The sequence below is a fragment of the gamma proteobacterium symbiont of Lampromicra miyakona genome, from assembly GCF_059730895.1.
On record NZ_AP035932.1, the window covers coordinates 1,028,831 to 1,040,747 of the forward strand.

The following is an 11,917-nucleotide window of genomic DNA, read 5'->3' on the forward strand; positions in this document are numbered from 1 at the left end:
CGGCTACAGCAGACGGCTAATAAGGCGGTCGATACGGATGCGACGCAGACGGCGAATCAGCTTACGCACCTTAGCCGGATAATCAGAGATGCTCTCCAGCTCGCGGAAATGTTTCACCACCGTGGTGTGCTGACGGATCAACGCCAGTTCCTTATCGCGCTGCTCTGCCAGCTGGTTGAGCGGATCGTGAATCAGCACCGCATTTTCCAGGTCGAGTCGCCAGGCGCGCGGATTGAGGTTATTACCGGTGATCATCATCCACTCGTCATCAACCCAGATGCCTTTCAGGTGATAGCTGTTGTCGCCATCTTTCCACAAACGTACCGTCAGCTGGCCGTTATTAACGTAATACTGCAACCGGCTGAGGAAGCGACGCAGGTTGATTTCATACAGATAGGGCAGCGCACCGATAATCTTGAACGGCTCGTGTGGCGGAATGTAGAAATCGTTGGCGGTTTTGTCACCGACAATGATCTCGACCTCTTTGCCCTGACGCAGCAGCTGGATCAGATTGCGCACCAGAATAGCCGGCAGGTTGAAGTACGGCGTGCACAGCGTAAGCTTCTGCTCGGCGCAGGGCATCAGATGAAAAATGGTTTTGTTCAGCAGGCTGCGTTTACCCAGTCCGACCAGCGGCGTAACCGCCAGCGATTCGTTGCCGGCATCACCCGTGAACTGATAGTTAAAGCTACGCAGTTCCTGACGAAACTGGCGGGTTTCATTCTTGATCTCCGGGCTGGAGGGACGCTCAGCCTGATCGAGACGGTTGACCGCTTCAGAGTGCTTAAGATTTTCACCAATCCACTGAAACATGGTGTCCGCCAGCTGCGGATTGCGGATCAGCTGATAACGGTCATAACGATATTTGTCATGCTGATGCAGATAGACATCGTTCAGGCTGGCACCGCTGTACAGCAGCGTATCGTCAATGATAAAGCCTTTCAGATGCAGCACACCGAGCGCTTCGCGGGTGTTTACCGGAATGCCGTACACCGGAATCGCGATATCGGGATGCTGCGCCGCCATTTCGCAATACCAGTCGGCGTTTGTCAGGCCGCGCGCGGCACCGATACGGCCGCGCTGCGCACGATGCCAGTCCACCAGAATGCTGATATCCAGTTCCGGGCGCGCCTGACGCGCTGCATACAGCGCCTGCATGATGCTGCGTCCGCCGTCATCATTTTCCAGATACAGGGCGGCGATGCAGATGCGTTTTTCTGCCGTAGCGATTTTCGTCAGCAGGGTTTCACGAAACTCGGCGGGCGAGTAAAGCGTGGTCACATCCGACACGGACTGTGACAGTTTAGGCAGCTGTGCGAGGTGTTGTTGGTGTTTATTGCGTTTGAATTTAGACAACATCACAGTGCACTTCTTCTCTGTTCATTGTATGGCCTTTTGCCATCAAATCATGATCCTAACGGTAAATAATAACATCAACCGGCCGGTTAAGGAGGATTTTTACCTTTCTCTACAGCCAGGTCGCCGGTATCAGCCAGCGGTAAATTCAGGCTGACAATGCCATCATCCAGTTGAATATTCACACGAAAATTGAGTTTTCGCGCCAGGGTAATCATGCCGGTATTGTGCGGCATGGTGATACCGTTCAATTGTTGCAGGCCATGATCGCGCGTATAGCGGATCATCTTTTCCAGCAGCCGCCGGCCCATGCCCAAACCCTTCAGGTCGGAACGCACCAATACCGAAAATTCTGCGTCGATATTGTCAGCATCGGAGATCGCGCGCGTCACGCCGATGATCTCATCGGCACCGTTATGCTGGCGTACTGCGACAATCGCCATCTCCCGGTCGTAATCGATCTGCGTCATGTTCGCCAAATCGTCGTGGGTAAACTCATTGATCTCACTGAAGTAGCGATAGTAAAGGTCTTCTTTGGTGACCTGGGCGATGAAGGCACGTAGCTGCGGTTCATCCTCCGGCAGAATCGGGCGAAACAGGCAGCGCTGGCCATCTTTAAGCTGTACCTGCTCTTCCAGATGGTGCGGATAGGGACGAATTGCCAGCCGCGCCTCACTGTCGCCATGAAACGGAGCCAGCTGCAGCGTCACGTCCAGCAGGGTAAAGGTATTGGCGGATGCCAGCAGCGGATGAATATCCAGCCGCTGAATCTCCGGACAGTCCACCACCAGGTTTGATACCTGCACCAGCAGCTGACTCAGACCGGTGATGTCCAGCGGTCGCAGTGCACTGCGGCTGCGCACTTTGCCGCTCTTCAGTGCCTGAATTACCAGATAGCGCGCCAGCGTCATATTCAGCGGCGGCAACGCCACGGCGGCCTGCTTGTCCGGTTGCCACTCCACACCGCCTTCGCCCAGCATGATGATTGGGCCAAACAGCGGGTCATGCTCAACCACCACCCGCAACTCCTGTGCACCGGCGCGGTTCGCCATACTTTGCACCAGCAGACCGTTAATGCGCGCCTGCGGATGCGTTTCACGCACGCGATCGAAGATGGCGTCTGCTGCCTGTTCAACTTCTGCCGCGCTGCGCAGATAGAGCATCACGCCCTGTACATCCGACTTATGTGCAATATCCGGCGAGCGCAGCTTGAGCGCCACCGGATAACCAATCTGGTCGGCAATCTTAGCGGCAGACTGGCTGTCGCTGGCGATCCAGGTTGGCAGCGTCGCCAGCCCGTAAGCCTGCAGTATGGGCTGCACCTCGTGCGTATCCAGCGTGGTAATGCCGCTATCCAGTGCCTGTTGCAGCAGCTGATGTGCCTCGGCGCTGTTTTGCGTCAGGCCCAGCGGCAGCGCTGGCGTTTCGCGTAGCTGTTTCTGGTTACGCCGATACTCAACCTGGTGCATAAATGCCGTCACCGTGCCTTCTGGCGTGCGCCAGGTCGGAATGCCGGCCTGGGTGAATGCACGGCGGGCTTCCTGCGAAGAGTGTTCGCCGCACCAGTTGGTCAGCAGCGTCACCTGCTTACCCCGCGGATGCGCGGCCACCGCCGCAATAATCTGCGCGGCGGTTTCACTGGCCGGAGAGACGGCGCTGGGTGAATGGATGATCATCAGTGCATCCAGTTCATGGCTGTCGAGCAGCTGTGTTACGCAGGCCACGTACAGCGCGGGCGTTGCATGATCTTTCAAATCCAGCGGATTACCGCGCCCGATGCCCTCCGGCAGCAGGGCCGCCAGCGCCTGCAGTGTGGACTCATCCAGCGTCGCCAGCTTGCCGTTACGCGCATAGAGTTCATCCAGCGCCAGCGCTGCCGGGGCTGCGCCGTTGCTGATAATCATCAGGCGCTCACCGCGCAGCGGGCGCATGTGGCTGAGCGACTCCACGGCGGAAAACAGCTCATGCGTGTCCTGCACGCGCAGCAGACCGGCGCGCTGAATGGCGGCATCCCAGGCGGCATCCAGCCCGCTGGCGGTGCCGATCATCGCCTGTGCCTGATGGCTGCGACCGCTTTTGATTACCAGAATCGGTTTATTACGCGCTGCGCTACGCGAGGCAGAAACGAAGCGCCGGGCATCGCTCAGGTGTTCCAGGTAGAGCAAAATGGCGCTGGTTTTGCCATCGCGTGCAAGAAAATCCAGCAGGTCGTCGACATCAATATCCAGGCTGTCGCCCAGGGCGATAAACCACGAAAAGCCCAGGTTGCGCTGTTGCGCCCAGTCGAGAATGGTGTTGGAAACCGCCGCCGATTGCGAAATAAAGGCGATGCGTCCTTTCGCAATCGGTACCGGTGAGAAGCTGGCATTCAGCCCCTGCCAGGGGGCTAACAGGCCCAGACTGTTGGGGCCCAGCAGGCGTATCTGCCACTGGCTGGCACAGGCTTTCAGCGCCTCCAGCTGGCTGGCCGGCGCGGAGAGAATAATGCAGGCTTTACAACCTTTTTCTCCCAGCTGCTGTAACAGTTCCAGATTGCGTCTGGCGTGGGTGCAGATAATCGCGAGGTCGGGGGCGAAGGGCAGGCTGGCCACGTCCGGCCAGGCCAGCACGCCGCTGACCGCCTTGTATTTGGGTGTGACCGGCAACACCGGACCGCTAAAGCCGCCCGCCAGCAGGTTGCGCATCATCAGATAGCCAGCGCGGCCCGGTTTTACCGACGCACCCAGCACCGCAATTGATTTCGGTCGTAACAGCGCTTCCAGTCCACGTTGGCTCATCATTCGCTCCTGCTCTCGGGATTGGCATGATTGTAAACGCTTTTGCGCCGGTTGCCGATTTGTCGATGTCAGGCTGCGAGCCAGCTTCAGAAATTATCTGCTTGCGCGTGTATCGGATGGTGGGGTTTACCGGCCAGATAGGCCTGACGGAAGCGTTCAAAGTGCTGCTGCAACGCCTGCGCCGCCGGGGCGTCACCTGCCTGTTCCAGCAGCGCGGCGGCCACTTCGGCGGTGCAGTGCTGGCCAGGCGCGTGGGCTTCGCGCAGCGTGTAGCGCGACGGCGTCGCCACATTCAGTGACATCACCGGAAAGCTATCCAGCCACGGACTTTTGCGGAACATTTTGCGCGCTTCGGTCCAGGTACCGTCGAGCATAATAAACAGCGGGGGCTTGCCGCCGGTGGGTGGCGTGGTCAGCACCTGGCGATCGGCATCGGCATAGGCACCGGGAAACACCACCATCGGCTGATAATCCGCCGTCTGCACCGCCGCCAGCAGCGCGGCGTCGGGCTCGGTGCGCGACCAGCCAAAGGCCTGGGTTTCCGGCAAAATGTCGGCAATCAGCCGACCGGTATTACTGGGTTTCATTGGTTCAGTATCAAACATCACCAGGCAAAACCGGCTGCGCGCCTGTTGCGGCTGCAGGGTCGCGCACAGACAGTTTTTATGCGGCAGCAGGCAGCGCTGACAGCGCAGCACGCGGTTGCCTCGGGCGAGAAACGGGCGCGTGGCACGCGCTAAACGCTGCGCACGCAGGCGCAGGACGGCATTATCAGACATAGCATCGCGGACAGGGAAAAACGCCAGTGTAATAGAAGGGCAAAAACAAGGCCAGCGCGTGGCTGGCCCTGGGGGATTAGAGTGATTCGTCGAGCCATTCGTTGAATGGCGCTTTCGGCATCGCACCGTTCAGCATGTCCACCATCTCACCGTTTTTGAACAGCATAATGGTTGGGATGCTGCGGATGCGAAAACGCGTGCTGAGCGCAGGTTCCGCCTCAGTGTTCACTTTCACGAAGCGCACTTTGCCGCGCCGCTCGTCGGCGACGTCTTTAAACACCGGCGCGAAGTTCACGCACGGGCCGCACCATGGCGCCCAGAAGTCGACCACGACCGGCAGATCGTCCTGCAGGTATTTATCCAGCGTGGCCGCCGTGGCATTCACCACTTCACCGCTAAACAGCGCATCGCCGCAGCGACCGCATTTGGCTCCGTCGGCCAGACGTTCCTCGGGAACGCGGTTAGTTGCCTGACAGGAGGCACATACAGTATTCATCGTCACCTCAAACCGGACCTGTAAATCTTAGGATTGGTGAACATTATGAAAAGGTTGAATGCTATGCTCAATCTGGATTAAGCAATAGGTTCAATAGTTGATAGCTAAGCGCCGACACATCAGGTAATCTTCGCGCTCTCAATGCTGGAGGAACAGATGAACGACGAATTTAAAGGCAAAAGCGGCAAGGTAAAAGTGATGTACGTACGTGATGAGGAGGGCGGTCAGAAGCCAAATCCCCGTACCGGCAAAGGCGGCCGTCCTGCTGCGCGCCAGGAAGAGAATCGTCGCTCTGGTCCTCGCAGCACCCGTAATAATAATGAAGAGAGCGGTCGTCCGCGCACCGCCCGTGGCGATGATGCCGGGCGTTCGCGTGGTCCACGTGACGATGCTGGCCGTTCGCGCGGTCCGCGTGACGATAGCGCGCGCGGTCGCCGCAGCGATCGGGACGATCGCGGCTTCAGTGATTCACCGTGGCGCACCGTGTCACGTCCGCCTGTCGCCGCTGAAGCGGATGCGGGTGACGAAGCGGCCAGCAGCAAGCCGGTTATCGACCCGGAACTGATTCGCCGTCAGCGTCAGGAAGAGACGCGCGTATACGGCGAAAACGCCTGCCAGGCGCTGTTCCAGAGCCGTCCCGAAAGCATTGTCCGTGCGTGGTTCGTGCAAAGCGTCACGCCGCGCTTCCGCGAAACCCTGCGCTGGCTGGCGGCAAACCGCAAAGCCTATCACGTGGTGGACGACGCCGAGCTGGCGAAAGCGTCCGGGACTGAACACCACGGCGGCGTGTGCTTCATTATTAAGAAGCGCATGGGCATGCCGGTGGCGGAATGGTTGCAGCAGGCGCAGAGCAAAGACTGCGTACTGGCGCTGGAAGATGTCAGCAACCCGCACAACCTTGGCGGTATCATGCGCAGCTGCGCGCACTTTGGCGTCAAAGGTTTGCTGGTCAATGATGCCTCGCTGCTGGAGTCGGGTGCCGCAGTCCGCACGGCTGAAGGTGGTGCAGAGCACGTCCAGGCAATCAGCGGCGAAAGCTTTGCTGCGGGTCTGGAAGCGTTCCGCAAAGCCGGTTACACCATTGTGACCACATCCAGCCACGCCGGTACGCCGCTGGCGCAGGCGGCGCTGCCAGCCAAAATGGTACTGGTGCTGGGTCAGGAGCGTGAAGGTCTGTCAGACAGCGCATTCCAGCAGGGCGATATCAGCCTGTCGATTGGCGGTACCGGCAACGTTGAAAGCCTCAACGTTTCGGTCGCGACCGGTATCCTGCTCGCCGAGTGGTGGCGTCAGAACGCATAAATAAAAAAAACGGGCCGCTGTGGCCCGTTTTTGTTTCTGTCACTCAGTGCGCGCCACCGCCGCCACCGCCTGCGCCAAACGGCGGGCGGGCAAACCACACCAGAACCAGCAGGACCAAAAACACCCCCGCCGATGCCCAGAAGATCTCGTTAGCCGAGATAATCAGGCCCTGATTAGTAATTTGCTGTGCGATATAAGCCGACGCCTGCTGCTGCGTCATGCCCATGCTTTGCAGCTGGTCATACATTTGCTGCGAATTCGGATTGAATGGATTAACCGATTCCGACAGGTAGCTGTGGTGCATCGATTCGCGGTCTGTCCACATGGTGGTGGTGATTGACGTTCCGATTGAACCCGCCAGCGTACGCACAAAGTTCGACAGGCTGGAGGCCGCCGCCATACGCTCTGGCGGCAAGCCGGACAGCGTAATGGTGGTCAGCGGCATAAAGAAGCAGGCCACCGCGAACCCCTGGATAAACTGCGGCCACGCGGAGGCACCGAAATCCATCCCCGGCTCAAACGTATACGCACGCCAGTAGAAGCACACCGCGTACATGATAAAACTAAAGGTTACCAGCCGCCGCATGTCCAGCTTATGGGCGAAGCGGCCAATAATCGGCGACAGAATCACCGGAATGATCCCCACCGGCGCCGATGCCAGCCCTGCCCAGGTGGCGGTATAGCCGTATACCTCCTGGAGCAGCTGCGGCAGCAGGACGATCGAGCCGAAGTACAGCATGTAAGCCAGACTGATCGACAGACAGCCGATGGTGAAATTTCGCTTCTTAAACAGCGACAAATCGACAATCGGGTGATCGTCGGTCAGCTCCCACACCAGCAGCACGGCTAGCGACACCACCGCGACAACCGTCAGCACGATGATTTCGGTTGAGCCAAACCAGTCGAGTTCTTTACCGCGGTCAAGCATCACCTGCAGAGAACCAATCCCCACCACCAGCAGCACCAGACCGACCATATCGATCGGGCGGATCTCAGTTTTGGTTTCGCGCCCACGCAGGGTTTGCAGCGTCAGCATCACCACCACCACGCCAATTGGCACGTTGATGAAGAAGATCCAGCCCCAGTGATAGTTATCACTGATCCAGCCGCCGAGAATCGGACCGCAGATCGGCGCAACGATCACCGTCATCGCCCACAGCGACAGCGCCACGCTGCGCTTGGCCGGCGGGTAGTTGTTCAGCAGCAAACTTTGCGACAGCGGAATCAGCGGACCGGCCACCACGCCCTGAATCACGCGGAAGAAGATCAGCATCTCCAGGCTTTCGGACATGCCGCACGCCCATGAGGCCAGCGCGAACAGAATAGTCGACCAGGTGAACAGCTTCACTTCACCGACGCGCTTTGCCAGCCAGCCGGTGATCGGGATCGAGATGGCATTCGCCACCCCGAACGAGGTGATCACCCAGGTGCCCTGCGAGTTGGACGCCCCGAGGTTACCGGCGATGGTCGGGATCGCCACGTTAGCGATGGTGGAGTCGAGTACCTGCATGAACGTCGCCAGCGACAGGGCGATGGTCATCAGAACTAACGGCGCACCTTCAAGCGGCTTTTGTGCCATAACAGCCTCCCGCGAGGTTATTGCGCGTTGGCACGGACAATGTCAGCGATCAGCTGGTTAACCGGCGCAAGGTCGATTGCCAGCGCGTTACTTTCATACGCGGCCTGGGTGCGGACATTGCTGGCCAGCGCGGCGCCATCTTTGTTCTGGGTATCTACTTTCACCAGCGTGGACAGGCCGATACGCAGCGGATGTTGCGCCACTTGCTGCGGATCGAGTTCGATACGCACCGGCAGGCGCTGTACCACTTTGATCCAGTTACCGGTGGCGTTCTGCGCTGGCAGCAGCGAGAAGGCGCTACCGGTGCCCATATCCAGACCAACCACTTTGCCGTGATACTCCACATCATCGCCGTAGATATCACTGATGACCGTGGCGGGCTGACCGATGCGCACGCCTGCCAGCTGCGTCTCTTTAAAGTTGGCGTCAACCCACAGGTTGGTGGCCGGCACCACCGCCAGCAGCGGTGTGCTGGTGGAGATCTGTGAACCGACCTGCACGCTGCGACGCGAGACATAGCCGTCCATCGGGCTGCGGATGTCGGTGCGCTGCAGCGCCAGCCAGGCATCGCGCAGCTCAGCGGCGCTCTGTTTTACCGCCGGCTGGTTTTCGAGGTCGGTATTCAGGATCATCGCCTGGTTCGCGTTGTACTGCTGAATCGCCACGTCCAGCTGGGCTTTCGCCGTGGCCACGGCATCACGCGCGTGCTGCAGCTCTTCGCGACCAATCAGATTGGCGGCACCGAGCGGCTCACGACGTTTCAGGTCGGATTCGGCCTGATCCAGCGCGGTCTGTTGCAGCTTGATGGTGGCCTGATACTGTTTGCCGTTGATCATCAGCTGGTGCGTCTGGCGCACGCTGGTGGCCAGCGCGGTCTGCGCTTTCTCGAATGCCTGCTGCGCATCGGTTTTATCCAGCGACACCAGAATGTCGCCTTTTTTCACCCGATCTGTATCCTCGAACCACACTTTATTCACGCTGCCGGAAACCTGGGCCATCACCTGCACCTGGTTGCCTGCCACGTAGGCGTCATCGGTTTCCTGGAAGTGGCGCAGCACCAGATACCAGTAAGCCAGATAACCCACACCAATCACGATAAACACGATAGCCAGCAGGATCAGCGCACCTTTGCGCTTCTTCTTTTTGTTCGCTGGCTGTTGCGGGCTTTGAGCTTCCGCTGTCGCACTCATGTCGTTCTCCACGTTTGCCATTTAGTCGGGATGTGTTGATCCATCAACACGGTCGCCCGAGTCGAAAAAGCCAGCGTTTGCAACGCTGGCCGGATAAAAGGGGATTAAAATAGCGATTTCGGTGGGTGATTGTGTCGCAGTTCTTGCTATTAACGCGACAGGGAAGCGATAACCTGATCTTCGTCCATTTTATCGAGACGGTTAAGCAACTTACGCGTGATGGCTTCCAGTTGCTCCTGCTCGGTATCGGTCAGCGAAGACCACAGATACTGCAGGCTCTGATGCTGTGGTGGCAGCAGCTGACGTAAGAATTCGTTACCTTTTTCCGTCAGGTGCAGGTGCAGGCAACGGCGATCGTTGTCGCTCTCACGACGCTCGATCCAGCCGCGCTTTTCCAGTTCATCAGCGATACGCGTCGCGTTGGTGCGGGAAGAACCCAGCGCCGAGCTCAGCTCAGAAGGCTGAATGCTCTGGTTTTCCTGCGCGTCCAGCGTAATCAGCGCCATGAATAAAGTTTCGTTAATTCCCTGCGCCTTCAACATTTTGTTGCGATTATCCAGCAGCTTACCCTGCATGTGCATGCACAGACGGGTCAGGATGATCTCCTGCAGCGGAAAATCTTTGTGGCGATTAGCACGGATGTTTAGCATCTGCTCAATGGGAGTAAACGAGCTTTCCATTAAAAACCTCTTAGTTGCAACAAATATAATAATGAGGGTGACAGATTAAGCGTAGTCATATTTTCCGCCTGTGATTGTTTGCACCGTCACACTGTCAGCACCTGGCGTTCCAGGTCGGTCCATAACCCTGGGCTCTGCGCCCTGACCAGCCGCTTTGCAGACAAAGCCGCCATCGTCATCAATTCGCTAAGCGAAACCTTCAGTGGATTGAATAATTTCGCGAGTAAAAATAACTTAGGTGAATAACTGTGTGGCTAACCATAACAAAGCCAATCATCAATGAACAGTATCGCTCACCACTTTGCATTGATCTTTACGTTTTCTAAACACTTTTCCCGGCCGGCTTTGCCGGAGTAAATCAATGGGTTAATCGACAAGGCACCGGTTAGTCCGGGTAACGCGCCAGCACCAGCGGCGTGATGAATTCCGTTCGTCGTCTGCCGTATAACCGGCACGTGGCAGGGTGAATGCCATCGATAACGCAGACTCATCCTGGCGCGACAGACCCGATGCGGGCGGCGGAAAGGAGACATAGCTGGTGGGAAAAGCGGGTAAATAATCATATGTGGGTAATAGTAACCCAAAAAATTATTTCAATGTTGTGTTAATTAACAGGACGTACCAGTGCGCTATAGCGCACGCTTCGCTTACTGACGGGGCGGGAGGGCGGAAAATGGCGGCACCACGTGGCTGAGACGAGGTGCCGCGTGGGCTTATTTCGCCGCCGCCATGGCGTCGCTGACCCATTTATCAAATTCCGCCTGATGAGCTTTGATCCAGCCGTCAACGTGGCCGTTGATGTCCGCTTCTGAGGCGTGACCGGCATGCATCGCGGCGTTCTCGGCATTGATGTCGCCAATCGGCAGCTTCATTTCAGCAAACAGTTTTGCCGCCGCCGGATTCTTCTCCGCCCAGGCTTTGTTGGCCACGATATGCATGGTGTTCACCGGGAAGCCATAGTTGGCGCCGTTGGCCAGTCTGGTATCCACTTTGCTCTGCGCGCCTGGCAGTGAGGAGAACGGCACCTGCAGCCACACCACATCTTTACCCGGCTTCAGTACGTCGCTGACCCAGTATGGCGTCCAGGTGTAATAGAGAATCGGTTTACCCTGTTTGAAGCGCGTAATGGTGTCGGCAATCATCGCCGAGTAGTTACCCTGGTTGTGTACCACGGTATCGCTCAGTTTGTAGGCCTCGATCTGATGGTTAATCACCGCCTCACAGCCCCAGCCAGGCGTACAGCCGGTCAGGTCTGCTTTGCCATCGCCATTGGTATCAAACAGTCTGGCCAGCTTTGGATCCTTCAACTGTTCAATGTTGGTGATGTGGTACTGGTCGGCGGTTTTCTTGTCGATCAGGTAACCCTGCGCGGCACCGCTGACGTAGGTGCCCTGGCGATAAAATTTATTATCACCGCCGGCGGCTTTATACATGTCGTCATGCAGCGGTTGCCAGTTGGTGGCGATAAACGTGGCATCACCGCCGGCAATGGTGGTGTAAGCCACGTTGTAATCCACTTCACTCGGCTTCTCAACGGTGTAGCCGAGCTTTTCCAGCGCGCGGCTCACCAGCAGCGTCTGGAAGGTCTCTTCGGAAATGGTACTCTGAGCCGGTTTAACGGTAATGCCTTTGCCCGGAAGGTCGGCGGCGGACACGTGCGTCGCGGCAACCGTGGTCAGGACGGCGGCGAATAGAGCTGTCTTGCGCATAGTCATTCCTTATTTTACGTGTGACGTCGGAGACGGGCGACCGCAGCGG

General features: G+C 57.9%; 9 protein-coding genes. 1 reads left to right on the top strand and 8 read right to left on the bottom strand.

Annotated elements, in window-relative coordinates; all coding sequences use genetic code 11:
* Positions 1-3: 3 nt before the first annotated feature.
* From pssA to trxC, 4 genes are all read right to left on the bottom strand, one after another.
* A complete protein-coding gene (gene pssA, locus AC6I8P_RS04670; protein ID WP_498031021.1) occupies positions 4-1,362 on the bottom strand; it encodes a CDP-diacylglycerol--serine O-phosphatidyltransferase in 1,359 nt (452 codons plus the stop codon).
* Positions 1,363-1,445: 83 nt separating this feature from the next.
* Entirely contained in the window at positions 1,446-4,133 is a 2,688-nt protein-coding gene (locus AC6I8P_RS04675; RefSeq protein ID WP_481658061.1) for a bifunctional acetate--CoA ligase family protein/GNAT family N-acetyltransferase, read from the bottom strand.
* 86 nt (positions 4,134-4,219) lie between these two features.
* Positions 4,220-4,912, bottom strand: coding sequence for a tRNA-uridine aminocarboxypropyltransferase (locus AC6I8P_RS04680; RefSeq protein ID WP_481657439.1), 693 nt, complete (start codon positions 4,910-4,912; stop codon positions 4,220-4,222).
* 76 nt (positions 4,913-4,988) lie between these two features.
* On the bottom strand, positions 4,989-5,408 hold the full coding sequence (gene trxC / locus AC6I8P_RS04685) for a thioredoxin TrxC (protein WP_021313847.1): 420 nt from the start codon (positions 5,406-5,408) through the stop codon (positions 4,989-4,991).
* A gap of 156 nt (positions 5,409-5,564) precedes the next feature.
* Between trxC and AC6I8P_RS04690 the strand changes: the two genes are divergently transcribed.
* Positions 5,565-6,710, top strand: a complete 1,146-nt coding sequence (locus tag AC6I8P_RS04690) for a tRNA/rRNA methyltransferase (protein WP_481657440.1) — start codon at positions 5,565-5,567, stop codon at positions 6,708-6,710.
* 43 nt (positions 6,711-6,753) lie between these two features.
* Here AC6I8P_RS04690 and emrB read toward each other — a convergent pair whose 3' ends face one another.
* From emrB to proX, 4 genes are all read right to left on the bottom strand, one after another.
* Positions 6,754-8,289 (bottom strand): multidrug efflux MFS transporter permease subunit EmrB, encoded by a 1,536-nt coding sequence (gene emrB, locus AC6I8P_RS04695; RefSeq protein WP_021506464.1) that lies wholly within the window; start codon positions 8,287-8,289, stop codon positions 6,754-6,756.
* Positions 8,290-8,306: 17 nt separating this feature from the next.
* The gene (gene emrA / locus AC6I8P_RS04700; RefSeq protein WP_058770894.1) at positions 8,307-9,479 is read right to left on the bottom strand and encodes a multidrug efflux MFS transporter periplasmic adaptor subunit EmrA; all 1,173 of its coding nucleotides are present in this window, start codon (positions 9,477-9,479) and stop codon (positions 8,307-8,309) included.
* A gap of 149 nt (positions 9,480-9,628) precedes the next feature.
* Positions 9,629-10,159, bottom strand: coding sequence for a transcriptional repressor MprA (gene mprA, locus AC6I8P_RS04705; protein ID WP_021506466.1), 531 nt, complete (start codon positions 10,157-10,159; stop codon positions 9,629-9,631).
* Between the two features lie 713 nt (positions 10,160-10,872).
* Positions 10,873-11,868, bottom strand: coding sequence for a glycine betaine/L-proline ABC transporter substrate-binding protein ProX (gene proX, locus AC6I8P_RS04710; RefSeq protein ID WP_021506467.1), 996 nt, complete (start codon positions 11,866-11,868; stop codon positions 10,873-10,875).
* Positions 11,869-11,917: the final 49 nt, after the last annotated feature.